At 69.5% G+C, this 23,385-nt stretch carries 23 protein-coding genes and 1 tRNA gene; 4 read left to right on the top strand and 20 right to left on the bottom strand.

Translation table 11 applies throughout. The features are described 5' to 3' along the window. Positions 1 to 88: 88 nt before the first annotated feature. Complete coding sequence (locus tag L7N97_RS23000) at positions 89 to 949, top strand: HEPN domain-containing protein (protein WP_237480587.1); 861 nt, start codon at positions 89 to 91, stop codon at positions 947 to 949. Between the two features lie 223 nt (positions 950 to 1,172). Here L7N97_RS23000 and recD2 read toward each other — a convergent pair whose 3' ends face one another. The 13 genes from recD2 to L7N97_RS22935 form a co-directional block, all read right to left on the bottom strand. Continuing rightward, the gene (gene recD2 / locus L7N97_RS22995) at positions 1,173 to 3,371 is read right to left on the bottom strand and encodes an SF1B family DNA helicase RecD2 (RefSeq protein WP_237480586.1); all 2,199 of its coding nucleotides are present in this window, start codon (positions 3,369 to 3,371) and stop codon (positions 1,173 to 1,175) included. 62 nt (positions 3,372 to 3,433) lie between these two features. Beyond that, complete coding sequence (locus L7N97_RS22990) at positions 3,434 to 5,059, bottom strand: DUF6538 domain-containing protein (protein ID WP_237480585.1); 1,626 nt, start codon at positions 5,057 to 5,059, stop codon at positions 3,434 to 3,436. A gap of 86 nt (positions 5,060 to 5,145) precedes the next feature. Beyond that, a tRNA-Leu gene (locus tag L7N97_RS22985) sits at positions 5,146 to 5,230 on the bottom strand. 261 nt (positions 5,231 to 5,491) lie between these two features. Next, positions 5,492 to 6,670, bottom strand: a complete 1,179-nt coding sequence (locus L7N97_RS22980; protein WP_237480584.1) for an isovaleryl-CoA dehydrogenase — start codon at positions 6,668 to 6,670, stop codon at positions 5,492 to 5,494. An 88-nt stretch (positions 6,671 to 6,758) separates the two neighbouring features. Beyond that, positions 6,759 to 7,040, bottom strand: coding sequence for a hypothetical protein (locus tag L7N97_RS22975; RefSeq protein ID WP_237480583.1), 282 nt, complete (start codon positions 7,038 to 7,040; stop codon positions 6,759 to 6,761). Between the two features lie 77 nt (positions 7,041 to 7,117). After that, a complete protein-coding gene (locus tag L7N97_RS22970) occupies positions 7,118 to 7,264 on the bottom strand; it encodes a hypothetical protein (RefSeq protein ID WP_237480582.1) in 147 nt (48 codons plus the stop codon). Positions 7,265 to 7,455: 191 nt separating this feature from the next. After that, positions 7,456 to 7,713, bottom strand: a complete 258-nt coding sequence (locus tag L7N97_RS22965; RefSeq protein WP_237480581.1) for a hypothetical protein — start codon at positions 7,711 to 7,713, stop codon at positions 7,456 to 7,458. Positions 7,714 to 7,737: 24 nt separating this feature from the next. Next, positions 7,738 to 8,571: an amidohydrolase family protein gene (locus tag L7N97_RS22960; protein WP_237480580.1), complete on the bottom strand. Its 834-nt coding sequence runs from the start codon at positions 8,569 to 8,571 to the stop codon at positions 7,738 to 7,740. Positions 8,572 to 8,578: 7 nt separating this feature from the next. After that, positions 8,579 to 9,583: an ABC transporter permease gene (locus L7N97_RS22955; RefSeq protein ID WP_237480579.1), complete on the bottom strand. Its 1,005-nt coding sequence runs from the start codon at positions 9,581 to 9,583 to the stop codon at positions 8,579 to 8,581. Positions 9,584 to 9,602: 19 nt separating this feature from the next. Continuing rightward, complete coding sequence (locus L7N97_RS22950) at positions 9,603 to 11,126, bottom strand: sugar ABC transporter ATP-binding protein (RefSeq protein WP_237480578.1); 1,524 nt, start codon at positions 11,124 to 11,126, stop codon at positions 9,603 to 9,605. Between the two features lie 67 nt (positions 11,127 to 11,193). Continuing rightward, on the bottom strand, positions 11,194 to 12,159 hold the full coding sequence (locus tag L7N97_RS22945; RefSeq protein WP_428981019.1) for an ABC transporter substrate-binding protein: 966 nt from the start codon (positions 12,157 to 12,159) through the stop codon (positions 11,194 to 11,196). 79 nt (positions 12,160 to 12,238) lie between these two features. Next, a complete protein-coding gene (locus tag L7N97_RS22940) occupies positions 12,239 to 13,252 on the bottom strand; it encodes a zinc-binding alcohol dehydrogenase family protein (RefSeq protein WP_237480577.1) in 1,014 nt (337 codons plus the stop codon). A 38-nt stretch (positions 13,253 to 13,290) separates the two neighbouring features. Beyond that, on the bottom strand, positions 13,291 to 14,325 hold the full coding sequence (locus L7N97_RS22935) for an aldo/keto reductase (protein WP_237480576.1): 1,035 nt from the start codon (positions 14,323 to 14,325) through the stop codon (positions 13,291 to 13,293). Between the two features lie 172 nt (positions 14,326 to 14,497). Between L7N97_RS22935 and L7N97_RS22930 the strand changes: the two genes are divergently transcribed. Continuing rightward, on the top strand, positions 14,498 to 15,172 hold the full coding sequence (locus tag L7N97_RS22930) for a FadR/GntR family transcriptional regulator (RefSeq protein WP_428981065.1): 675 nt from the start codon (positions 14,498 to 14,500) through the stop codon (positions 15,170 to 15,172). A gap of 749 nt (positions 15,173 to 15,921) precedes the next feature. Here L7N97_RS22930 and gpt read toward each other — a convergent pair. Genes gpt through L7N97_RS22915 form a run of 3 tightly spaced genes read right to left on the bottom strand, consistent with a single transcriptional unit; the run spans position 15,922 to position 18,042 of the window. Beyond that, positions 15,922 to 16,422 (bottom strand): xanthine phosphoribosyltransferase, encoded by a 501-nt coding sequence (gene gpt, locus L7N97_RS22925; protein ID WP_237480574.1) that lies wholly within the window; start codon positions 16,420 to 16,422, stop codon positions 15,922 to 15,924. A gap of 13 nt (positions 16,423 to 16,435) precedes the next feature. After that, positions 16,436 to 17,182, bottom strand: coding sequence for a competence/damage-inducible protein A (locus tag L7N97_RS22920; RefSeq protein WP_237480573.1), 747 nt, complete (start codon positions 17,180 to 17,182; stop codon positions 16,436 to 16,438). Positions 17,183 to 17,184: 2 nt separating this feature from the next. Continuing rightward, positions 17,185 to 18,042 carry an FkbM family methyltransferase gene (locus tag L7N97_RS22915; protein ID WP_237480572.1) on the bottom strand — a complete coding sequence of 286 codons (858 nt, stop codon included), beginning with the start codon at positions 18,040 to 18,042 and terminating at the stop codon, positions 17,185 to 17,187. Between the two features lie 153 nt (positions 18,043 to 18,195). Between L7N97_RS22915 and map the strand changes: the two genes are divergently transcribed. After that, positions 18,196 to 19,023: a type I methionyl aminopeptidase gene (gene map, locus L7N97_RS22910; RefSeq protein ID WP_237480571.1), complete on the top strand. Its 828-nt coding sequence runs from the start codon at positions 18,196 to 18,198 to the stop codon at positions 19,021 to 19,023. Next, positions 19,020 to 19,751, top strand: coding sequence for a RadC family protein (gene radC, locus L7N97_RS22905; RefSeq protein WP_237480570.1), 732 nt, complete (start codon positions 19,020 to 19,022; stop codon positions 19,749 to 19,751). The genes map and radC overlap by 4 nt, the downstream gene beginning before the upstream one ends. Before the next feature lie 653 nt (positions 19,752 to 20,404). Here the strand turns inward: radC and L7N97_RS22900 are convergent. The 4 genes from L7N97_RS22900 to tsaD all read right to left on the bottom strand — a co-directional run bounded on the left by L7N97_RS22900 (position 20,405) and on the right by tsaD (position 23,217). Then, positions 20,405 to 20,650 carry a hypothetical protein gene (locus tag L7N97_RS22900; protein ID WP_237480569.1) on the bottom strand — a complete coding sequence of 82 codons (246 nt, stop codon included), beginning with the start codon at positions 20,648 to 20,650 and terminating at the stop codon, positions 20,405 to 20,407. Between the two features lie 62 nt (positions 20,651 to 20,712). Beyond that, positions 20,713 to 21,123 carry an EVE domain-containing protein gene (locus tag L7N97_RS22895; RefSeq protein ID WP_237480568.1) on the bottom strand — a complete coding sequence of 137 codons (411 nt, stop codon included), beginning with the start codon at positions 21,121 to 21,123 and terminating at the stop codon, positions 20,713 to 20,715. Positions 21,124 to 21,166: 43 nt separating this feature from the next. Then, the gene (locus tag L7N97_RS22890; protein ID WP_237480567.1) at positions 21,167 to 22,159 is read right to left on the bottom strand and encodes an NAD(P)H-dependent glycerol-3-phosphate dehydrogenase; all 993 of its coding nucleotides are present in this window, start codon (positions 22,157 to 22,159) and stop codon (positions 21,167 to 21,169) included. Then, positions 22,159 to 23,217 carry a tRNA (adenosine(37)-N6)-threonylcarbamoyltransferase complex transferase subunit TsaD gene (gene tsaD, locus L7N97_RS22885; protein WP_237480566.1) on the bottom strand — a complete coding sequence of 353 codons (1,059 nt, stop codon included), beginning with the start codon at positions 23,215 to 23,217 and terminating at the stop codon, positions 22,159 to 22,161. Before tsaD ends, L7N97_RS22890 begins: the two co-directional genes overlap by 1 nt. Positions 23,218 to 23,385: the final 168 nt, after the last annotated feature.

Genomic DNA, 23,385 nt, shown 5'->3' with positions numbered 1-23,385 from the left:
CGTAGAGTGTCGCTCCAATCACAATCTGTGCAATTAATTTTTGCGATGACTCTGGAGATATATTGAGATGTCGAGGTCCCCACTAGAGATGAGCCTCTCTGATCGGAAGATCGATCTGACACTGCGACTGCACATTGATCCGGCCGATGAGGACTATGTCACGGCTCGGTCTGCCTATGCCAATGGCTTGTTTCATGTATTCTACTGGTGCGCAGGGCAAGCATGCGAGAAGTATTTGAAGGCGCTGTTGCTTCTCCAGGACTGGCATGCGCAGAATTACGGTCACGATCTTATGCGCTTATTTCGTGATGTGCGTCAGAACGATCCGCAGAATATTATCCCTGACTCGCTCGATCTTCCAGAAACAACAGCGAGAGGTCGCGAACGCTGGCAAGGCCAGACGACCGCTCTTTATATCGAATACCTTGCGAGATATGGATCGCCCGACAATCGATATGCATTCGAAGGCACTTTCGTGAATGGGCCGGTGCTGCACGCGCTCGACATCTTGTGCTGCGCCTTTCGCCGCCTTATGCGGGCAGTAAATCTGACCGGAGGCGACCTCTTCGCCCATCAAAGCGCCGGCCTTATGTTCCATGATCAAATGGCCGATATCCAAGATTGGATGATCGATCCCTCACGATTGCTGGAGCGGCTATTCGTCGAGCGCTATCAAGTCGGCCAGAGCCGTGCGCTTCGCGACGCATTCACCAGCATGAATTTCGCCTTTTTCGAGACGCGCACCGAGGGCGAAAGCAGCTTCGGCGGGGAGCACCTACATGGATCTCCCCTTCACAATCACCTTGTCCGCTTGGCTCAGATCGACAGGTCGCCTTTAAATTTGCAAATAGTGGAGCAGCTCAGGGAATGGGCTGCCGAAAACATTCATATGTCTGGTGAGGTGCGTCAGCAGCTTAATTTACCACGAGCACCACAGCGCCCCCGCTAGAGCCGCTGCCTTTGTAGCTGAGGCGGGTGAGGTAGTGGGAAGATCGTGGTTATGTTTCCATGGTGTCGTGACCACGGAGAGCATGATGATGGGAGCCTTGTCGCTAGACATGCGCGAGCGGCTAATCCGGAATGCAAACACCCGATTTGAACCCGACGAGTGCCGCAACTACTTTGCATTCGCCGGCTGCGACGCATACGGCCGAGCTTGAATAGCAGCAACTCTAGGCGTGCACTGGCGCGAGCCACTCGCCTAGCTTCGACCACCGCCGGCGCTGCCCACCGTTTCGGACCGCCATCGCGATGGCCTTGCGCTGGCCCACCAACACGACAAGCCGCTTGCCCCGGGTCACGCCCGTGTAGAGGAGGTTGCGGGCCAGCATGGCGTAGTGCTGGGTCATGACTGGGATGACCACCGCCGGGTACTCCGACCCCTGGGCTTTGTGGACCGTTGTGGCGTACGCCAGGACCAGAGCGTCCAGCTCGCCAAAGCCGTAGACCACCTCGCGCCCATCGAAGGTCGCGACCAGCTCGCCCGCCTCCGCGTCGATCCGGGCCACGAGGCCGAGGTCGCCGTTGTACACCTCCTTGTCGTAGTCGTTCTCGATCTGCATAATCTTGTCGCCCGGCCCGTAGGTCCAGCCGAAGCGCTCGACTCGGACCTCGCCCGGCGGGTTCAGGGCGCGCTGGAGTTCGACGTTGAGCGAGCGGGCGCCGACGCCGCCGCGGTTCATCGGGCAGAGCACCTGCACGTCTCGCACGGGATCGAGGCCGAAAGCGCGCGGGATGCGCTCGCGGACGACGGCGAGCACCTTGGCCACGGCCACCTCCGGCTCGGCCGCGTCGACGACATAGAAGTCGCTCCGTTCGGCCCCGGCCGGCGTCACCTCGGGCATCTGCCCAGCGTTGATGCGGTGAGCGTTGACGATGACGCGGCTCGTCGCGGCCTGCCGGAACACCTCCGTCAGCCGCACCACCGGCACGGCGCCGGAGCCGATCACGTCGGCGAGGACCTGCCCTGGCCCGACCGAGGGGAGTTGATCCACGTCGCCGACGAGCAGCAGCCCGGCCCGTGACGGCAGGGCGCGCAGGAGCGCCCGCATCAGCAGCACGTCCACCATCGACGTCTCGTCGACCACGAGCAGGTCGCAGGCGAGCGGGTTCGCCTCGTCGCGCTTGAAGCCGCCGTTCTTTGGGTCGGTCTCCAGCAGGCGGTGGATCGTCTTGGCCTCGACGCCCGTGCTCTCCGTCAGCCGCTTCGCGGCACGGCCCGTCGGGGCGCAGAGCGCGACCGCGACGCCCTTCGCCACGAGCATCTTCAGAATCGAGTTGACGAGGGTCGTCTTGCCGACCCCTGGCCCGCCGGTGATGACGAGGGCTTTGCTCGCCGCAGCGAGGCGGAGGGCCTCGCGCTGGCTCGGGGCGAGGGTGATCCCGGCGCGACCCTCCAGCCACGGCACGGCCCGCTCGACGTCGATGGCAGGCCAGGGCGTTTCGCCGGCCGCGAGCGCCCGGAGTCGTTCGGCGATGTCCCGCTCGGCATGGTACAGGCCGGCGAGGAACACGCACCGGCGCTCCCCGACCGCGTCAGCCACCACGGCGCCGTCCGCAAGCTCCAGCGCCAGGGCGGCGGTGAGGCGCTCGCCCATGACCTCCAGCAGCTCGGCGCCGGTGCGCAAGAGGTCGTCCTCGGGCAGGCCGCAGTGGCCCTCATCCATCGCCTCGGCGAGCGCGTAACTCACCCCCGCCCGCACCCGCACCATGGCATCCTTGGCGATGCCGAGCCGCACCGCCACTTGGTCCGCTGTCTTGAAGCCGATGCCGCGGATGTCGCGCGCGAGCCGATAGGGGTTTTCCGTGATGGTCGCGACGGCCTCGGCGCCGTAGGTCTTGTAGATCCGCACTGCCCGGCTCGTCCCCACCCCGTGGGCGTGCAGGAACAGCATGATCTCGCGTACGACTTTCTGCTCGGCCCAGCCCGCGGCGATACGCTGCGCCCGGACGGGGCCGATGCCCTCGACCTCGCGCAGGCGGCTCGGGTCGGCCTCAATGACATCGAAGACGGCCTCGCCGAAAGCGCGGACGAGCCGCTTCGCGTAGGCCGGGCCGATACCCCGGATCATCCCCGAGCCGAGGTACTTTTCGATGCCGTCGAGCGTCGTCGGCGCGGTTGCCTTCAGGAAGTTGGCCCGGAACTGGAGGCCGTGGGTGCGGTCGTTCGTCCAGGTCCCCGCCGCCTGGACCCACTCGCCGGCCGAGATCATGGCGGCGTGCCCGATGACAGTGACGAGGTCGCGCTGCCCGCGGGCTTTGAGCCGCAGCACGCAGAAGCCGTTTTCCTCATTGTGGAAGGTCACGCGCTCGACGAGCCCGGCGAGGTTCTCGATCGGGGCAGAGCTCGCCTGAAGCGGAACCGAGGTCATGCCACCCAGCCTCGCATGGGAGTCGGGGGCGGAAAAGGTCACGAGCTGGCTGGCGCTAGGGATCACTCTGACTGATCGACCCAGGGAAGCTTCTCTATGGCTGTCGCTCGCGCTCGAAGAGTGACCTCGCCATAACGATCGGAGACCGACTGACCGGCATGACCCTGAATCGCGTCGAGGACGCGGGTTTCTATCCCGGCCTCAATGCCGATGGTTTTGAACCGGTGTCTCCAACCGTGGTTTGGTGCGACGTTCGGATCGGTCACGATCTCACGAGCGAACTCCGCGAGTCGGTTTTTGAGCCCTTGCAGTGGCCCGAGCACATCGCCTTGCTTTCCAGGGAGGAGGAACAAGGGGCCTTCCGCGCTCTGCGATACGAACTGTGGAAAACCAAGTTTCACGACCTGAGAATGGATGACCACCTCTCGCGCCTCATCGGTTTTGACCGTGCCTGCCTCGGGCGTGATCCGAATCACCCACCAGTCCCCCTCGCGACGCACATCCTGCTTCCGTAGCTGGCCAATCTCGCCGACGCGGGCGCCGGTGAAGGCGCAGAGCCAGGGAACCCAGCGCTTCGCAGCGGCCGTGCATGCACGTTCAGCCCCCGGCTTGTAGGCGAGGGCAGCGGAGAGCAATTTCTTCGCTTCCCCTTCCGTGAAACCCTTTGATCGAAGCTTCGGTGCTTTTCCCACTCTGACTGTCACGCTCGCAGCGGGATTGACTGCCAACTTCCTGTTCACGACTGCCCAGCCGAAGATTGTTTTCAGGGCGGCAAGATCGGTGTCCTTGACGGTTTTCGCGCTCGGGACCCGGTTGGTGCGCTCCGACGGCGTGCTGAGCCGGAAATCCTTGAACGCTATGACGTCGTCGGTGGACACCTTCGTAGCATCGTCGAACTTCAGAAAAGACACGAAGTTATTAATCGTATTCCGATAGTTGTCGTAGGTGCTCACTTTCCGTCCGGTGGCTTTGGCCTCCGCCCACCAGCCACTCAACAATTCAGTGAGAGCTAAATTTGCTTGAGCCTCTCTGGCTACAGCTCGTGAATCAACGGGTGGTTGACAGACCAGCGGAGCTGACAATACGCTTGCAGTAGGGCTGTGCAGCCCAGGATAGGTTCCCAGTGCCGCGCGCGAGAGCGTCTGGCTTGCACGCTGGACCGCAGCAGCTACCGCTTTGGCGAGCTTGAGGCGGCTTGCCGCATCGACCACCCGGCCGAGATCGGCCAAGCGCTCGTCAGCTTGGCCCTGGCACCAGTTCTCCTGAGAGCGGGCGGGCGAACTGACGGAGACTGCGAGGTCCTGGATTCGATCGGCCATGAGGCGATTGAGATCCCAGCGGGTCGGCTCGGCCCATAGCTGGTCAAACAGATCGGCACGCCAGCCGCTCGGTTCGCTGGGATTGTCGAGGTGATGCGTGAGCCATCGGTCATGGATGGCAACTGCCAGCTCGTGAGCTTCGCGCTCCGTCAGGGAGCTTGGCCCGAGACGCAGGCTGGCCCATCGCGCTTCCACCTTGGCTGAGACCTCGGCGAAGCGCACCCTTGCTTCTGCAGGATCTTTGGTCCGAAGGGAGAGCAGCTCTTCCTTCTTGCCGAGCAGGGCCTGAAGGTCCTTCGGCACGCCACGCCGGAACCAAAAAACGCCGGTCTTGGGATGTTCGAACGGGCTCGCCATGCGCAGGGCCATTTGTATCACCCGATTGTATCACTCGGGCTGGCCTATGTCGCTGATTTTGCTCATTCACCTCGCAAAACAATGACTTGCGAAGTGAGTGGTGCCCTGGAGAGGACTCGAACCTCCACGGTGTTACCCACTGGTACCTGAAACCAGCGCGTCTACCAATTCCGCCACCAGGGCCTTGCCCGACCTTCTAGGGAGCAGCCGGAGGACTGTCAATCGGCAGCGCGGGCCGTTTCGGGGCCGCTCGAAACCGCACCGGCTCAGGTCTTCCCCGCCGCGCTCCGACGGCGGTCCACGCATCGCCTCCGCAGGGCCGAGCCGGATCGCCAGGGCCTTGGATCGGGCTCGGCCCCTTCGATGTTTCGCCCCGCTCGCGCTTCCCATCTCGATTCGGATATCCTGGCTCCCGTCGACGGTATCGAGCCGCCGGTGGCCGGGTCACGCCGTCTCGGCGAACAGCTCGCGGCCGATGAGCATGCGACGGATCTCGCTCGTGCCGGCGCCGATCTCGTAGAGCTTGGCGTCGCGCAGAAGGCGCCCCGTCGGGTAGTCCGACGTGTAGCCGTTGCCCCCGAGGCACTGGATCGCCTCCAGCGCCATCCAGGTCGCCCGCTCGGCCGCGTAGAGGATGGCGCCGGCCGCGTCCTTGCGGGTCGTGCGGCCGCGGTCGCAGGCCTTGGCCACGGCGTAGACGTAGGCCTTGGCGGCGCTCAGGGTCGTGTACATGTCGGCGAGCTTGCCCTGCATGAGCTGGAACTCGCCCACCGCGCGGCCGAACTGCCGGCGCTCGTGCACGTAGGGCAGCACGGCGTCGAGGCAGGCCTGCATGATGCCGAGCGGCCCCGCCGCCAGCACGGCGCGCTCGTAGTCGAGCCCGCTCATCAGCACGTTGACGCCGCGCCCGACCTCGCCGAGCACGTTCTCGGCCGGCACCTCGCAGTCGGCGAAGACGAGCTCGCAGGTGTTCGAACCCCGCATGCCGAGCTTGTCGAGCTTCGGGGAGGAGGAGAAGCCGGGGCATCCCCGCTCGACGATGAAGGCTGTGATGCCGCGCGGGCCGGCCTCCGGGTCCGTCTTGGCATAGACCACCACCACGTGGGCGTCCGGCCCGTTGGTGATCCACATCTTGGAGCCGTTGAGCCGAAATCGGTCGCCGCGCCGCTCGGCGCGGGTCGTCATGCCGACGACGTCCGAGCCCGCGCCGGCCTCGCTCATGGCGAGGGCGCCGACGTGCTCGCCCGACACGAGCCGGCCGAGGAAGCGGCCCTTCTGCTCGGCCGAGCCGTTGCGGTGGATCTGGTTGACGCAGAGGTTCGAATGCGCGCCGTAGCTCAGCCCCACCGACGCAGAAGCGCGGGAGATCTCCTCCATCGCGACGACGTGTTCGAGGTAGCCGAGGCCGGTCCCGCCGTAGTCCTCGGACACGGTGATGCCGAGCACCCCGAGGTCGCCCATCTTGGCCCACAGGTCGGCCGGGAAGGCGTTGTCGCGGTCGACCGCGGCGGCGCGAGGCGCGATCTCGTGCTCGGCGAAGCTCCGCACCTGGTCGCGGATCAGGTCGGCGTCCTCGCCGAGGTCGAAGTCGAGCGCCCCGCCGCCGTTCGAGCCCTGAACCATGGTGATCCCCCGCCCGCCGCGAGGCTCCGCTCGCTCGCGTCCGAGCCTATGGCGGCCCGCGCAGGATGCAAGGCCGCCGGCTGTCGTGTCAGTTCACGATCCAGGCGTCGCGGTAGCGGCCGTCGGGGTCGAGGATGTTGGGCTTGGTCGCGGCGTGGGGCTTGAGTTCGTAGTTCCGCCGCCCGTCGGTCAGCTCCAGCCGGTCGGCGGCGGCCGACACCACCGTGAGGCTCGTCACGCGGCCGGTGGCGCCGTGCGCGAGCTCGACGACGTGGCCGTTCTGCGGCGGGGTGTCGCTGTAGCCGCTGTCGATCCGGAGGATGGTGCCGCTGTCGACGGCGTCGTGATCGGTGATGGCGGTCCAGGGCATGGGCGCGGTCTCGCGTGACGGGCAGCCCTCAACGCGCGGGATGCGGACGCGGCTCCGGGGGGCGATGCCGCAGCCGGTCACGCCGCGACGGCGTGGAACACCGCGGGCAGCATGGCGCGGCCGAAGCGCCCGGCCTCGGCCCGGCTGGCGAAGGTGCGCGCGCTCGCACTCGGCCACCGCCGCCTCCAGTCACTCACCGCCACGACCTTTGTGGGCCCGGGCATGCGGGAGACGGTCGGATCTCCGGCAGGGTACGGGCGTGCATATCCGATCCTCGAAATGCGCGCTGGCGGCGGCGACGCCGTCGTGCATCAGCCCCGACAGCGCGGCCACGACGGCGTGGATGGGGCGCGGATCCGCCGGCGGGTCGCGGCCGAACACGGTGCCGTGGGAGAGGGGTTCGCGCCCGATCCCATCAGTCGTGGAAGGAGATCTCCTCCGTCCCGGCCCAGCCCGCCACGCACGGCGGCAGCATCTGCATGGGATTCGCAGATGGCGGGCCAAGCCCGGTTCCGCTCGGAAAGAGCCGCTTCATGTCGCCGGCGTGGTCGGTGCCGACATCGTCGCAGGTGGCGGAGTCGCGGAGCCTTCCGTCTGGGAGGCCGCGCACGCCCTCCCCGCGACGGAGTTTGACGTAGGCATCGCGGCATGCGTCCCGCAGGCCGACCGCCATGCAGCACCGCCTCGGCCGGGCGGCTCATTCTCGATCGGCCGCCAGCCCGTAGAACGCCGCGCAACTGCCCCCGAGCACCATCGCCCGCTCGCCCGCGGACAGCGCCGAGCACCAGCGCTCGACTACCGCCATGGTGGACTCGTAGTCGGCGGCCAGCGTCGACACGGGCCAGTCCGAGCCGATCATGCAGCGCGACGGTCCGAAGGACGCGAGCGCCTCGTCCAGGAAGGGGCCGGGGGCGCCCAGGCCGGGCAGCGTGCCGAGGCCCGACAGCTTGCACCACACGTTCGGGCGCCGGCCGAGAGCGGCGATCCCGGCCGACCAGGGGGCGTGATCGGAGCCGTCGAGGCGCGGCTTGGCCAAGTGGTCGACGACGAAGCGCACCTCCGGGCAGGCGTCCACCAGCGCCAGGGCGGCCGGAAGGTGCTCCGAACGCACCAGCAGGTCGTAGGTGAGGCCCCGCGGGCCCAGGCAGGACACACCGCGCACGTGGGAGGCCGATCCCGCGAAGCCGACGTCGGGCCTGTCGTGCACCACCATGCGCAATCCGCAGAGGAGCGGATCGTCGGCGTAGCGGTCGAGCCGCGCCTCGACGTCCGGCGCGCAGAGGTCGATCCAGCCCACCACGCCTCGGATGAAGCGCGAGCCTCGCGCCATCCGCAGCAGCGCCGAGGTTTCCGCCTCGACCTCGCGCGCCTGGACGGCGACGCATCCGGCATAGCCGGCAACGGCGAGGAGCGGGGCGAGGTCGCGGGGGAGGAAGTCGCGCCGGAGCGCATCCTCCCCCTCGCCCATCCAGCCGTAGTCGGCGGCATCGGCGCCGTAGTTCCAGAAGTGCTGATGCGCGTCGATCTTCATGGCGCGATCAGCGCCTCTTGCGGCGGAGCTGGTCGAAGTAGACGATCACGATGATGAGGCCGCCCGTGATGATCCGCTGCCAGAAGGCGTTCACCTGGAGCAGGTTGGCGCCGTTGTTGATGGTCGTCAGGATGAACGAGCCGAGCAGCGGTCCCTGGATCGTGCCCACGGCGCCGAACAGGCTCGTGCCGCCGATCACCGAGGACGCGATCGCCTGGAGCTCCCAGCCCTCCCCCTGCGTGGCGTTGCCGATGCCGATGCGCGAGGCCAGCAGCACCCCGACGAAGGCCGCGAGTCCGGCCGAGACGATGTAGGCCAGGTAGGTCATGGCCTTGATGTTGACGCCCGTCAGGCGCGCGGCTTCGGGGTTGGAGCCGATCGCGTAGAGGTAGCGGCCGAGGCGCGTGTGCCCGAGCAGCACGTAGGCCGGCACCGCGACGAGGATCACCATCCAGAACAGCGACGGGATGCCGAGGAACGACGACAGCGAGAAGTCCGTGAAGGCGTTCGGCAGCCCCGAGATCGTGGAACCGTTCGTCACGAGCAGGCCGATGCCGCGCAGCGCCGTCAGCGACGCCAGAGTCATGATGAAGGGCGGCAGCCCGAGCTGGACGATGCCGAAGCCGTGGAAGGCCCCGATCGCGACGCCCATCAGGATCGTGAGGGCGACCGCGGCGGGGATCCCGAAGCCGTGGACCAGCATCAGCGAGACCGCGACGGTGGACACGCCCACCACCGCGCCGACCGACAGGTCGATGCCGGCCGTGATGATGACGAAGGTTTCGCCCACCGCGATGATCGCCACCATGGCGCCCTGGCGCATGAGGTTGGTCACGTTGCGGTCGGTCAGGAACGAGTCGGTGCTGAGCGAGAGCGCGATCCACATGAGCAGCAGCAGGCCGAACAGCGTGAGGCTCAGCACGAGGCCCATGTTGAGGCCGCGTCGGCGGGGGACCGCCGTCGGTGGAGCGGCCGCGGCGGGAGGAGGCTTGGTTCCGGCGGTGGTGCTCATGATGCGATGCCTCGAAAGGTCAGACGCCGATGGCCTGCGTGAGCACGGCCTCGTGGGGCGGCTTGTCCCCGGCGTGGCTCGCCACCAGGCGGCCGCGCCGGAAGACGTGGAGTGTGTCGGCGAGGTCGTAGACCTCGGGCAGGTAGGAGGAGATCAGGATGATGCCCGCGCCCTCCTTCAGGAGGCGCGCGAAGATGCGGTAGATCTCGGTCTTGGTGCCGACATCCACGCCGACCGTCGGCTCGTCGAAAATGTAGAGAGACGCGCCGTGCGCGATCCACTTGCCGACGACGATCTTCTGCTGGTTGCCCCCGGACAGGCTCGACGCATCGGCGTCGCGCGACGCCGTCTTGATCTGCATGTCCCGGATCTGCGCGTCCGCGGCCGTGCGCTCCGCGCCGCGCCTGAGGAACGGGCCGGCCCCGAGCCGGTCGTAGATCGCGAGGTTGACGTTGAGGCCGACCCCGAGGTTGAGGCAGAGGCCCTGGTCGCGGCGGCTCTCGGGCACCAGCGCGACGCCGCGCCGGATCGCTGCCGCCTCGTTGCGGGGCTCGTAGGGCTGTCCCTTCAGGAAGGCCCGGCCACCCGTCCTGGCGTAGCGACCGAACACCGTCTGAACGAACTCGCTGCGGCCCGCGCCGATCAGCCCGTAGAGGCCGACCACCTCGCCGGCCCGCACGGTCATCGACACGTCGGAGAACCCCCGTCCCGACAGGCCCTCGACGCGGAGCACCTCCGGGCCGAAGGGCACGACCTCCTTGTAGTGCACCTGGTCGAGCGAGCGGTTGATCATGCCGCGGATCAGGCTCGCCTCGTCGGTGTCGGCGACCCGTCCCGTGGACACGAGGGCGCCGTCGCGCAGGATGGACACGCGGTCCGCGAGCTCGAAGATCTCCTCGAGGCGATGGCTGATGTAGACGATGGTGACGCCCTCCGCCTTGAGGCGGCGGATGAGCGCGAAGAGCTGCGTCGCCTCCTGCCGGGTGAGATAGCCGGTCGGCTCGTCGAAGATGAGGAAGCGCGTGCCGCGGGTCGCGGCGCGCGCGGTGGCGACGAGCTGTTGCTGGCCGATCGTCAGGTCCGACAGGGCGGCGTTCGCCCGCAGAGAGAAGCCGAGCGCGTCGAGCAGCTCCTGGCCGGCCCGCACCATGGCGCGCTGGCGCATCAGGCCGAAGCGGGTCTTCTCGTCGCCGAGGAACAGGTTGGCCGCCACCGACAGGTGCGGGCAGAGAACCACCTCCTGGTGGACGGCGTTGATGCCGAGCTCCAAGGCCTCCTGGGGCGAGGCGAGCGGGACCGGCCTCCCCTGCCAGAACACCTCGCCGCCCGACCTTCGGTGCACGCCCGTGAGGAGCTTGATCAGCGTGGACTTGCCGGCACCGTTCTCGCCCACGACCGCGTGAACCTCGCCGGGCTCGAAGGCCAGGTCGACGGATTTCAGCGCGTGGGTGGCGCCGAACCGCTTGTCGAGGCCGCGAAGCTCCAGGAGCGGGACGTCCGCCGGAGCGGCGGGCACGGCCGACAGCACCGATGCCTGAGTCATGGGGATCGCCTCCGTGTCGCGCGAGCGACCGGGCGGTCCGCGGGTGGGCCGCGAACCGCCCAGGCCCTCAGTCGAGCTTGGGGTTGAGAAGCTCCTGGCTGCGGGACGAGTCCATGTTGGCCTTCGTGATGACGTTCACGCCGGTGTCGACCGTCGCGGGCACCTTCTCGCCCTTGGAGGCTTCGAGCGCGATCTTGACGCCGTCGTAGCCCATGCGGAACGGGTCCTGGACGATCAACGCATAGATCGCGCCGGACTTGAGCTGGCCGATCAGCTTCGGGTCGGAGTCGAAGGCGACGAGCGTCAGCTTGTCGCCCGCCTTGTTCTCGGCGACCGCCTGGCCGGCGCCCTGGCCCATGATGAGATTCGAGGCGAACACGCCGACGAGCTTGGCATCGGCGGTGAGCAGGTCCGTCATGATGTTGAGGCCGGTCGTGGCCTGCCCGTCGGCGACCTTGTCCTGCGTCAGCTTGAGACCCGGGTACTTCTTGAGCTCCTCCTTGAAGCCTTGGGCGCGCTGGTCCAGCGAGCCGACGCCGGGCAGCGAGGTGATCAGGGCGACGTCGCCCTCGACCTTGCCGGTCTTGGCCTTGATGCCTTCCGCGAGCGCGTCGGCGGCGGCGCGGCCGCCCTGGACGTTGTCGGTGGTCAGGAAGGACGTGAAGGCCTTGGAGTCCGCGGCCGAGTCGATGCCGATGATCTTGACCGACTTGGCCGCTTCGGTGATGGGCTTGCCGAGCGCCGCGAACTGTGTCGGCGCGATCACGATGGCGGCGGGCTTGGACGAGACGGCGTTCTCGAGGATGGTGATCTGGCCGTCGATGTCGGACTCCGACTGCGCGCCCAGGCCCGGAACGTTGACGCCGAGGTCCTTGCCGGCCTTGCGGGCGCCGGCCAGCACGATCTGCCAATAGTTGGACGTCGTGTCCTTAACGATCACGGGGATGGTGGGGTCGGCCGCCCGGGCCCGCGACGCGGCGAGGGGGACGACGGCGACGGACAGGGCCAGGGCAGCGATTACGGCTTTCATCATCTTTCCTCCAGTCGATCTTGTCCGGCGCTCTGGCGGCGCCTTGGTGAGGAGGGTCCCTCACGAATGGGCGGTGCCCCCTTCAGGGCAGGTGCACGACGGCCTTGACGACGCCCTCGGACGGGTCGAGCAGCGCCGGGAAGCGGTCCGGCACCTCGCTCAGCGTCAGGCGATGAGTGTTCAGCGCCGCCGTCGGGACGCGGCCGGCGCGGATCGCCTCCATCACGGCGTCGAAGTCCTCCGGCGTCGCGTTGCGGCTGCCGAGGAGAGTCGTCTCGCGCTTGTGGAACTCGGGATCCGAGAAGGAGATGTTTCCGCTCACGATCGACACGAGCACGTAGGTGCCGCCGTGCGCGACGAAGCCGAACCCGCGCTCGATCGCCCCGGCATTGCCGGTCGCGTCGAAGTCGGCGTCGAAGAAGTCGCCTTCGGTGATCGACGAGAGCGCGTCGCGGTCGCCGTCGCCGACCTGAACCACCGACGTGAGGCCGAGCTGCCGCGCGCAGAAGTCGAGGCGATCGGCGCGGGGGTCGAGCAGCGTCACCGCGGCGCCGGCGATGTCCGCGAAGAGGGCGGCCGCCATGCCGATCGGGCCCGCCCCCACGACGAGGGCCCGGTCCCCCCGGCCGACGCGCGAGCGCCGGACCGCATGGGCGCCGATCGCGAGGAACTCCACCATGGCGGCCTGGTCGAGGTCGAGGCCCGGGGCGGGCCGCACGGCCTCGACCGGCAGGCTGAGCATCTCGGTCATGCCGCCGTCGCGGTGGACGCCGAGCACCTGGATGTCGCGGCAGCAGTTGGTCAGCCCCCTGCGGCAGGCGTTGCACCGGCCGCAGGACAGGTAGGGGAGGATCGACACCACGTCGCCGGCCGACAGACCCGAGCCCGCCGGCGCCTCTTCGACGGTGCCGGACAGCTCGTGCCCCATGACGCGGGGATAGCTGAGGTAGGGCTGATCGCCGGTGAAGATGTGCAGGTCTGTCCCGCAGACGCCGACGCGGCGCAGCCGGACCAGAACCTCGCCGGCGGCGCGTTCCGGCCTCGCGCGTCGTTCGGCGCGCAGGCGGCCGGGCGCGTCGCAGACGATGGTCAGCATGGTGCCTCCTGAGAGTGCGGCAGTCCCGGCCATCGCGGTCACGCGCCGGCCGGCAACGGCGTCGCGGGGGCGACGAGGCCCCCATAGCGCAGGGCCGCCCAGAAGGCGGCGGGGATCGGCCGCTCGAAAGCCGCCACGTTGGCCGCGACCTGATCGGCCGAGTGGGCGCCCGCCACGACCGACACCACGGCGGGATGCGCCAGCGGGAACTGGAGAGCGGCCGCCGCGAGCGGCACACCGAACAGGTCCGCCACGGCCCCGAGGGCCCGCGCCCGCTCGGTCACGGCCGGCGGCGCGGCGGCGTAGTCGAAGGTGGTGCCGCCCGCGAGGATGCCGGAGTTGAACGGGCCGGCCGCCACCACCGCGGTCCCGGATCGGGCGCAGGCGTCGAGCAGCGGAAGTGCATCCTGTTCCAGCAGCGTGTGCCGCCCGGCCAGCAGCACGGCGTCGAGGTGGGTCTCGCTCATGGCATCGGACACGACCGCCGCCTCGTTCACCCCGAGGCCGATCCCGCCGATAGCACCCTCGTCCCGCAGGCGACGCAGGGCGCGGAAGCCGCCCCCTCGCGTCAAGGCATCCCAATGGAGGTCGTGCCGCTCGCCGTGCGTCAGGCGGCCGATGTCGTGGACGTAGAGGAGGTCGATGTGCGCCAAGCCGAGCCGCTGCTGGCTGTGCTCGAAGGACCGCAGGACGTCGTCGTACCCGTAGGCGTAGTTCGGCGGGAACGGCAGCGGGGCGACGTAGCCGAACTCCTCCGAGCCGACCGATGTCGCCGGCGCCATCAGGCGGCCGACCTTGGTGCTAACCGTGAAGGATGCCCGGTCCCGCTCCGACAGGAAGCAGCCGACCCTGCGTTCGGAGCGCGTGTAGCCGTAGTACGGAGCGGTGTCGAAATAGCGGATCCCCGCCCGCCAGGCCGCACTCAGGAGGTCGAAGCCTTCGGCGAGGTCCATGGCCTGGAACAGGCCTCCGAGCTGAGCGCACCCGAGACCCAGGGCCGGCAGCCGCACCCGGCCGACGGAGCGCAGGTCGGAGGCCCGGACGGCGTCCCGTCTCTGCGCAGCGTCAGCCATCCGTGCTTCTCCGAAGGGCCTTGTTGGTCAGGCCAATCTGTACGACGATCTTGGACGGGCGCCGTCTGCTCTGTCAAGTGGTCAAGCCAAAGTGCGCTCGCTCGAGGAGGAATGCCGTTTGACCGACGATCTGGTAAGGCCAAATTCGGGAACGGTTCTCGCGAGGGGGAGGATCGGGGGCGAGCCTCGCAGGCTCTACCAGGAGGTGGCCGATCGGCTGCGGGATCTGATCCGCGCGGGCCGGTTCCCGCCGTCGACCCGTCTACCAGCCGAGCGCGAGCTGGCGCAGCAGCTCAGCATCTCGCGCCCGTCCCTGCGTGAGGCTCTGATCGCGCTGGAGATCGACGGGACGGTCGAGGTGCGCCAGGGATCGGGGATCTATGTCCTGGAAGGACCGCCGTCCGGAGACGTGTCGCGGCCGCTCGGGGAGAGCCCGACCGAGCTGATGCAGGCCCGCCTCGCCGTCGAGGCACCGGTGGTCGTGCTCGCCTGCGCGCGCGTCACGCCGGAGTTCGTCGAGCGCCTGCAGGCCTGCGGTTCGGCGATGAGGGACGCGATCGCGAGCGGAGTCGACCCGCTGGCGCACGACCGCGCCTTCCACGTCGCGATAGCCGAGCAGACCGGCAACTCGGTCCTCGTGAGGCTGATCTCGTCGCTGTTCGACGAGCGGTTCAGCCGCATCTCGGCTCAGATCAGCTCGCGCTACGAGAACCAGCTCTCCTGGGCTGCAGCCGCGGACGAGCACGACACGGTCGTTCGATCGCTCGCCGCGCGTGACAGCCTCGCCGCCCAGGCTGCCATGATGCGGCACCTCCAGGCCTCCTGTGAGCGGTGGCTCGAGCACTGACGGGCGACGGTGTCCCGGAGGGGCCGACTCTGCCGAGAGGATCGTGCGGCAGCCGATCCATGGCACCGTCACGGCCAGCATCTGCGATGGCGACCCAGGCTCGAAGGCGGATGACCATCCGGGCCACGTCTGCGCTTGGCCTGTTCAGGTTCGGAAGCGGCTGTTCTCCCGTCCATCCAGATACGCCGCAGCAGGACAGGCTATTCTTCCCCGACGTCGGATGACAGACTCAACCTGCACCGCCTCGCGTCAACCTCCACGAGCCGTGCGCACGCCTGAAACCTCAAGCGCGGCGGCACACTCCAGACTGTGCCACCGCCGGCCCCGACGCGCTCGATCACGACGTTTCCCTTCGAGGTCCGCGAGGTCGCGGTCCGGATTGTCAGGACGAGCATCGCTTGCGACAGGCGGCCTCTCGTCGATCGCGTCCGAGATCGGCGACTCGGGGGAGGCCTCGCGCAGGTGGATCGAGGAGGCGGAGGGCAGCGATGGCGCGCGCGGAGGCGCGACGACTCGAAGACTGCGAGCGCATGACCGGGTCCCGGAGGTGCGCGTCTGGTCTGGCGTTCCGGCCCCGATCCATCCGTCCTCGGGCGCTGCCGAGGGGTCGCTGAGGGCCACAGCGATGCGCCGGAGCAGGAAGCCGAGACGGGCCACCATGGTGATCGGCGAGGGGCGTCGCGGGCGACGCGAGCTTACCTACACCCACTGGCGCTCGTGGAGCGGCCGAAGCCCTACGCCGGCTCCGCCTACCCCCGCTGACCCTTGGCGAGCGGCTCCTGAAAGCTCAGGCCCATGTCCCAGGGGAAGTAGATCCAGGTGTCCTGGCTCACCTCGGTGATGAAGGTGTCGACCAGGGGGCGGCCGAGCGGCTTGGCGTAGATGGTCGCGAAATGCGCGCGGGGCAGCATGTCGCGCACCTCGCGCGCGGTCTTGCCGGTGTCGACGAGGTCGTCGATAACGAGCACCTTCGCGTCGGCGCCGAGCGACAGCACCGCCTCGGAGACGCCCTTCAGCACCTGCAGGCCGCCCTGGTGGGCGTAGTCGTGGTAGCTCGCGATGCACACGGTCTCGATGGTGCGGATGCCGAGTTCGCGCGCCACGATGGCGGCGGGCACGAGGCCGCCGCGGGTGATCGCCACGAGGGCGTCGAAGGGGCCCGCCGCCGACAGGCGCCAGGCCAGCGCCCTGCAGTCGCGGTGGAACTGGTCCCAGGAGACCGGGAAGGCCTTGTCGCCTGGTCCGCTCATCGCTCCATCCTCCTCACGCCGGCACCCCGTCGCCCTTGAGCCCGGCCAGCATCGCCACCACCGCGTCCCGCGCCGCCGAGACCAGCGCCGCATCCTTGCCGCGCACGACGATCTGATTGCGGAAGCCGTCCGGCGAGAAGGACGGGTAGGAGCCGATCGACACGCCGGGATGCGCCTCGGCGAGCGCGCCGAGGCCGGCCGCGTAGGCGCCCTCGGGCAGGCCCTCGGCGTCGATCGACTCGGCCACCATGCGGGTGCCGCCTTCGAGGCTGGGGGTCACGTTGTCGAGCATGTTGCGCATGATGGCCGGTACGCCCGCCATCACGATCACGTTTCCGATCCGGAAGCCCGGCGCCTTGGACACGTCGTTGCGGATCAGCTCCGCCCCGTCCGGGATGCGCGCCATGCGGCGGCGCGCCTCGTTGAGGTCCTCCGGCCTGATGCGCTCCAGCAGCATGCGGATCGCCTCCGGGTGCTCGCCGATGCCGACCCCGAAGGCGGCCGCCACGGCGTCGGCGGTGATGTCGTCGTGGGTCGGGCCGATGCCGCCGGTGGTGAAGACGTAGGTGTAGCGCGCCCGGAGCGCGTTCACCGCCGCCACGATCTCGGCCTCCACGTCCAGCACGATGCGGACCTCGGAAAGGTCGATGCCCATGGCGGACAGGTGGTCGGCGATCGTGCCGATGTTCTTGTCCTTGGTGCGGCCCGACAGGATCTCGTCGCCGATGACCAGGACGGCGGCCGTGACGGATCGAGGCATGGTCAGGCTCCGGGGGCGGGCTCGCGCCCGTAGATGATGTTGGTGCGCGTCTTCAGCGCGACCCTGTAGCCCTGCGAGGCGATGAGCGCCGGGAGGTCGATGGCCCAGCGGCCCGGCGCGTCCTCGACGATGAGGAGGCGCGGCCACAGCGAAGCCGGCGCGTCGCGGAAGAAGGCTTCGAGGATCAGGTCCTCCGCGCCCTCGACGTCGAGCTTCACGCAGTCGAGGCGGGCGAAGCCCTCCTCCTCGATCAGGCTGCGCAGCGACCGGGCCGGCACCCGGACCGAGGCGCCCGGCCCGTGTGTGCCGACGAGGCGCATGGAGGTCTCGCCCTTGTTCTTCGCGTCGACGAAGAGCGTGATCTCGCCGTCGCGGTCGGCCACGGCGAGTTCCAGCGCCTTCACGGTGGTGAAGTGGTTCTGCCGGATGTTGAAGCTCAGGCGCTCGAAGATGTCGGCCTGGGGCTCCACGGCGAGGATGCGCGCGGCCGGGCCGCCCAGCGTCGCGGCGAAGAGCGCGTAGCCGCCGACGTTGGCGCCGACGTCGACGAAGGTGAAGCCGGCGCCGAGCCGCTCCGCCAGGAAGCGGCGCTCCTCGGGGTCGAAGTACTGCGGGGTGAACAGCAGGTTCTTCTCGGCGACGTTGTGGCCCGGGTAGAGGCGCAGGCGGAGCCCGAAGGACTCGACGTCGAGCGGCCGGTCGCCGAGCGCGCGCACGCCGACCGCCCGGAGCGCGAAGGCGAGGCGGCGGCCGGCCCAGTCCGTGCCGCAGCGCCGCGCGGTTCGCACCAGCCCGGCGAGCCAGCCGCGCGGCGCGTGGCGGCCGTAGGCCGATAGGTCGTTGGTAGCGGGGACCGTCATGGGCCCTTCCTCCCGCAAGCGGCCGGGCTTGGCAAGCGGCCGGGCTTGGCAAGCGGCGAGGCCGCTCGCGGCGTTTGTACCGGAGAGCCCGATGCCCTATCTTCGGTGCCACGCCCCAACGGGCTTCGGGCAACCCTCAGCCGCCGGGCCTCCATGACCTTCGTCGAAGCATCGACATCGCCGAGCCGCAAGAACGGCCAGATCAAGATCCACGACGCGGCCGCCTTCGAGGGCATGCGGCGGGCCGGGCGGCTCGCGGCGGAGTCGCTCGACATGCTGACCGAGCACGTCCGCCCCGGCGTGACCACCAACACGCTCGACCGCCTGCTGTTCGACTTCGCTATCGCGAACGACGCCTTCCCGGCCACGCTCGACTACCGCGGCTACACCAAGTCGATCTGCACCTCGATCAACCACGTCGTGTGCCACGGCATCCCGGACGACAAGCCGCTGCGCGAGGGCGACATCGTCAACATCGACGCGACGCTGATCGTGGACGGCTGGCACGGCGACTCGTCGCGCATGTACGCGGTGGGCGAGATCCCGCGCCGCGCCGCGCGGCTGATCGAGGTCACCTACGAGGCCCTGATGATCGGCGTCGCGGCCGTGAAGCCCGGCGCCACCACGGGCGACATCGGCGCCGCCATCCAGGACTATGCCGAGGGCGAGCGCTGCACCATCGTGCGCGAGTTCTGCGGCCACGGCATCGGGCGGCTGTTCCACGACGAGCCCAACATCCTGCACTACGGCCGGCGGGGCGAGGGCGTGGTGCTGAAGCCCGGCATGTTCTTCACCGTGGAGCCCATGGTGAACCTCGGCCGTCCCCACGTGAAGGTGCTCGGCGACGGCTGGACGGCGGTGACGCGCGACCGTTCGCTGTCGGCCCAGTTCGAGCACACGGTGGGGGTCACCGAGGCGGGCTGCGAGATCTTCACGCTGTCGCCGGCGGGCCTCCACCACCCGCCCTTCGCCAAGCCGTGAGTCCGGACGGCGAGGGCGGCTTCGGCGAGGCCAAGGCCGGCGGTGCGAAGCCCGCCGAGCCGTCCCACGCCGGCCACCGCGACCGCCTGCGCGAGCGCTTCAACGCCGCGGGCGACGCCGCCGTGGCGGACTACGAGCTGCTCGAGCTGATCCTGTTCCGCGCCATCCCGCGGCGCGACGTCAAACCCCTCGCCAAGGCCATGATCGCCCGCTTCGGCTCCTTCGCCGAGACGATCGCGGCTCGGCCCGAGCGCCTGCGCGAGATCGCGGGCCTCGGCGAATCCGCCATCACCGACCTCAAGATCGTGGAAGCCGCGGCGCGCCGCCTGACCAAGGGGGCCGTGAAGGCCCGCAGGACGCTGGGCTCCTGGACCGAGGTGCTGGACTATTGCCGCACCGCCATGGCGTTCAGCGACCGCGAGGAGTTCCGCATCCTGTTCCTCGACAAGCGCAACATGCTGATCGGCGACGAGGTGCAGGGGCGCGGCACGGTGGACCACACGCCGGTCTACCCGCGCGAGGTGGTGCGCCGCGCGCTGGAGCTCGGCTCGACCGCGCTGGTGCTGGTCCACAACCACCCGTCCGGCGACCCGACGCCCTCGACCGCCGACATCCGCATGACGCACGAGATCATCGCCATCGCCAAGCCGATGGGCATCGCGGTGCACGACCACCTGATCGTCGGCAAGCACGGGCACAGCAGCCTGAAGGCGCTGAAGTTCATCTGAGCCGGAACAATCGACGGGCGCGCACCCCCCGCGCAGGACCGAGCTACGCGTGCAGGCCTGCCCGCACGGCGTACTGTCGGTGGATCGGACGACGTCGGCACGTTCGTCGCAGGCGCCGCCTGCGCGATATCGTGCGGCACGCGGACCATGGGGGCGGTGTCTTCGGCCACGACCGTGAAGGGTGTCGCGAAGGTCAGGCCGGGCGCGACGGCGACGGCGAGCGTCGCTGTGGCCAGGCGGAGGTGTCACGGATTGACGAGGAGGCACCGCGCCGGCGAACACTCGCGAGCCGTGGCAGTGGCGGGCGACGCCGCGGGCAGCATCGCGGCCACGCCCAGTGCAGATCGACCGAACACGGTCCTCGACATCCTCAAGCTCTGGATCGCGACAAAGGCCATGACTTTCGATCTGTCTCGGAGCCCAACGGCGCCGTCATGAGCCGCGATGAACCGGCTTACGGCCAAGCCTGAACCCTCCCGCATCAGCCATCATCGTGGATGAGGCGGGTTGCCCATCAAGCGAGTGGCCTCCGCAGCTTCGCGCGCGTCGAGCCGATCCAGGCGACGCGACTGCCACCAGAAATAACCCAAGCCGCAAGCTGCGATCGTAAGGGCCAACACCGGCCAACCATACAGGACGAAATCCGACATCGCTCAATCCTCGGATCGAAGCAGGAAAGCGCATGCGACTTGTGCCGCGACATGTAGGAGGAGTGCGACCGGAATCCAAATTGCGAAGATGTGGGGCGAAACCGGTCGTTCGCTGGCCAGCGGCACGAGGATCGCGCCGACCGACGTGCCAACGGCCAAGTTGTTCAAAAATGTCGCGAGCAGTTTGACCTGCTCGTTCGAGCGCTTCGCGCGTCGGCGACGCGCGATGTCCTGCGGCGTGAGGCTCATGCAGATCCGACCAACGATCGAGCGGACAGTGTGCGGCAGCCTCCGGGGCGGCGCAACGCGCGTCAGGCCTCCGCCAGTTCCAGCACGACGTCCCACTCCGCCTCGGTGACGGGCTGCACCGACATGCGCGAGTTCTTGACCAGCACCATCTCGGCAAGGCGCGGGTCGCGCTTGATGCGCTCCAGCGTCACGGGCGGGAGGTCGCGCACGGCCTTCACGTCCACCATGCCGAACTTGCCGGTCTCGTCCGTGTGGTCGGGGTAGTAGGGCTTGATGACCTCGACGATGCCGACCACCGCCTTGCCCTCGTTGGAGTGGTAGAAGAAGCACTGGTCGCCCACCCGCATGGCCATGAGGTGCTGCTTGGCGACGTGGTTGCGCACGCCGTTCCAGAACGTGCCCGCCTCGCCGGCCTCGACCTGCTGGGCGAAGGACCATTTCGCGGGTTCGCTCTTCACCAGCCAACGGGCCATGGCGTCTCAACTCCGATCGGTTCGCAGGGAAGGGAAGGCCGGCTCAGTCGCCGGCTTCGGCGCGCGACGGGCGCGACAAGAGCGCGTCGAGCGCCGCCGCGGGGGTGGTCCGCCCGGCGACCAGCGCCGCCACGGCCTCGGCCACCGGCATGTCGACCCCGCGCTCGCGCGCGAGCCGCACCAGCACCGGCGCGGTGGCGACGCCTTCGGCGAGGCGGCCGGCCCCGGCCGCCTCCAGCGCTTCGCCGAGGCCGAGCGCGCGCCCGAAGGCGAAGTTGCGCGACTGGACCGAGGCGCAGGTGAGCACGAGGTCGCCGAGACCCGACAGGCCCATCAGCGTCTCCGCCCGCGCGCCGGATGCGCGGCCGAAGCGGCCGAGTTCGGCGAAGCCGCGCGCGATCAGCGCCGCAGAGGCGCTGGCGCCGAGGTCCATGCCGGCCGCGACCCCGCAGGCGATGGCGAGCACGTTCTTGGCGGCGCCGCCGATCTCGACGCCGCGCAGGTCGTCCGCGTGGTAGGGGCGGAAGGCAGGCTTCGCCAGCGCTTCCGCGACCCGGCGGGCGAGGCCGCCGTCCTCGGCCGCCACCGTGACGGCGGTGGGCCGCCCGCGCCCGACGTCGGCGGCGAAGCTCGGGCCGGACAGCGCCGCGGCGGGGTGGCCGGGGCGGCGGGCCGCGAGCACCTCGCTCATCAGGAGGCCCGTGCCGGCTTCGATGCCCTTGGCACAGAGCACCACCGGCACGCCGGGCCCGAAGGGAGGCAGGGCGTCGAGGGTCGCGCGCAGGTGCTGCGCCGGCACGACGAGCAGCACGAGGTCCGCCGCGGCGAGGTCGTCGTGAGACGCGGTGGGAACGATCGCGTCGTCGAGGCGCACGCCCGGCAGCGAGCGGCTGTTCTCGCGGGCGTCCGCCATCGCGGCGGCCTCGGCGGGGTCGCGGCTCCACAGCGTCACGCGGCGGCCGGGCCGCGCCGCCACCGTGGCGAGCGCCGTGCCCCAGGCGCCCGCGCCCAGCACGGCGATGCGGTCGAAGGCCATCAGGCGCGCCCGCCGGGAGCCCGCTCCGCGTCGGGGTCGAGCGGCCAGCGCGGGCGCGGCGGCGAGGTGAGGTCGTCCACGAGGCCGAGCTGCAGCCGCTCGATGCCGGCCCAGGCGATCATGGCGCCGTTGTCGGTGCACAGGATCGGCGGCGGCAGCACGAGGCGGATGCCGCTCTCGCCCGCGAAGCGCACGAAGGCGCTGCGCACCGACAGGTTCGACGCCACGCCGCCCGCCACCACGATGGCGCTCGGCCGGCCCGCCGCGTCGCGGAACTGGCGCAGCGCCGCGCGGGTGCGGTCGATCAGAACGTCGACGGCCGCGGCCTGGAACCCGGCGCAGAGGTCCGACACGTCCTTGGCGGTGAGCGGCGCGGCGCGCTCGGCTTCGAGCCGCACGGCGGTCTTGAGGCCGGACAACGAGAAGTCGGGCTTCGTGCGCCCCAGCATGGGGCGGGGCAGCCTGAACCGCGCGGGGTCGCCCCCCGCCGCGGCGCGCTCGACCGAGGGGCCGCCGGGATAGGGCAGGCCGAGCAGCTTGGCGGTCTTGTCGAAGGCCTCGCCCACCGCGTCGTCGACCGTGGTGCCGAGGCGCTTGTAGTCGCCGATGCCGCGCACCGCGATGAGCTGCGTGTGGCCGCCCGACACGAGCAGCAGCAGGTAGGGGAAGGGCACGCCGTCGGTCAGGCGCGCCGTGAGGGCGTGGCCTTCGAGGTGGTTCACGGCGACGAGCGGCTTGCGCAGGGCCAGGGCCAGCGCCTTGCCGGTGGTGAGCCCCACCATGACGCCGCCGACGAGGCCCGGGCCGGCCGCGGCCGCGATGCCGTCGAGCTGGTCGAGCCGCAGCTTGGCGCGACTGAGCGCGCGCTCGACGAGGCGGTCGATCACCTCGACGTGGGCGCGGGCCGCGATCTCGGGCACGACCCCGCCGAAGGCCGCGTGGTCGGCGATCTGGCTCATGACCTCGTTCGACAGGATGTCGCCGCCGCCCTCGTCGCGCGTGGCGACCACGCTGGCGGCGGATTCGTCACAGGTCGTCTCTATGCCCAGAACGCGCATGGGTCCCCTTCGCGGTGCGGCATGACCGTAGCGGAAGGGGCACGGCCGCGACAAGGCGATGCGGCGCGGGACGCCGCGAGATCGCCCCTGCCCTCATGGGCAACCTCCGGCGGGCGGGAGCCGTTGCACCCCCGATGGGGCCGCCCGCGGTCCGGCCGGGGCGAGCCG

This window comes from Lichenibacterium dinghuense, assembly GCF_021730615.1.
Classification (GTDB): Bacteria; Pseudomonadota; Alphaproteobacteria; order Rhizobiales; family Beijerinckiaceae; genus Lichenihabitans; species Lichenihabitans dinghuensis.
Note: the sequence above shows the minus strand (reverse complement) of the source record. Positions and strands in the feature narration are given on the sequence as shown.

Coding starts and splice junctions, on each gene's coding strand:
- L7N97_RS22935 (WP_237480576.1), bottom strand. CDS start 14,325: ATGGCTGACGCTGCGCAGAGACGGGACGCCGTCCGGGCCTCCGACCTG.
- L7N97_RS22895 (WP_237480568.1), bottom strand. CDS start 21,123: ATGGCCCGTTGGCTGGTGAAGAGCGAACCCGCGAAATGGTCCTTCGCC.
- L7N97_RS23000 (WP_237480587.1), top strand. CDS start 89: ATGAGCCTCTCTGATCGGAAGATCGATCTGACACTGCGACTGCACATT.
- L7N97_RS22900 (WP_237480569.1), bottom strand. CDS start 20,650: ATGAGCCTCACGCCGCAGGACATCGCGCGTCGCCGACGCGCGAAGCGC.
- recD2 (WP_237480586.1), bottom strand. CDS start 3,371: ATGACCTCGGTTCCGCTTCAGGCGAGCTCTGCCCCGATCGAGAACCTC.
- L7N97_RS22960 (WP_237480580.1), bottom strand. CDS start 8,571: ATGAAGATCGACGCGCATCAGCACTTCTGGAACTACGGCGCCGATGCC.
- L7N97_RS22965 (WP_237480581.1), bottom strand. CDS start 7,713: ATGGCGGTCGGCCTGCGGGACGCATGCCGCGATGCCTACGTCAAACTC.
- tsaD (WP_237480566.1), bottom strand. CDS start 23,217: ATGCGCGTTCTGGGCATAGAGACGACCTGTGACGAATCCGCCGCCAGC.
- L7N97_RS22980 (WP_237480584.1), bottom strand. CDS start 6,670: ATGGTTCAGGGCTCGAACGGCGGCGGGGCGCTCGACTTCGACCTCGGC.
- L7N97_RS22970 (WP_237480582.1), bottom strand. CDS start 7,264: ATGCCCGGGCCCACAAAGGTCGTGGCGGTGAGTGACTGGAGGCGGCGG.
- L7N97_RS22950 (WP_237480578.1), bottom strand. CDS start 11,126: ATGACTCAGGCATCGGTGCTGTCGGCCGTGCCCGCCGCTCCGGCGGAC.
- L7N97_RS22990 (WP_237480585.1), bottom strand. CDS start 5,059: ATGGCCCTGCGCATGGCGAGCCCGTTCGAACATCCCAAGACCGGCGTT.
- L7N97_RS22890 (WP_237480567.1), bottom strand. CDS start 22,159: ATGGCCTTCGACCGCATCGCCGTGCTGGGCGCGGGCGCCTGGGGCACG.
- gpt (WP_237480574.1), bottom strand. CDS start 16,422: ATGAGCGGACCAGGCGACAAGGCCTTCCCGGTCTCCTGGGACCAGTTC.
- map (WP_237480571.1), top strand. CDS start 18,196: ATGACCTTCGTCGAAGCATCGACATCGCCGAGCCGCAAGAACGGCCAG.
- L7N97_RS22975 (WP_237480583.1), bottom strand. CDS start 7,040: ATGCCCTGGACCGCCATCACCGATCACGACGCCGTCGACAGCGGCACC.
- L7N97_RS22920 (WP_237480573.1), bottom strand. CDS start 17,182: ATGCCTCGATCCGTCACGGCCGCCGTCCTGGTCATCGGCGACGAGATC.
- L7N97_RS22955 (WP_237480579.1), bottom strand. CDS start 9,583: ATGAGCACCACCGCCGGAACCAAGCCTCCTCCCGCCGCGGCCGCTCCA.
- L7N97_RS22915 (WP_237480572.1), bottom strand. CDS start 18,042: ATGACGGTCCCCGCTACCAACGACCTATCGGCCTACGGCCGCCACGCG.
- L7N97_RS22945 (WP_428981019.1), bottom strand. CDS start 12,159: ATGATGAAAGCCGTAATCGCTGCCCTGGCCCTGTCCGTCGCCGTCGTC.
- L7N97_RS22940 (WP_237480577.1), bottom strand. CDS start 13,252: ATGCTGACCATCGTCTGCGACGCGCCCGGCCGCCTGCGCGCCGAACGA.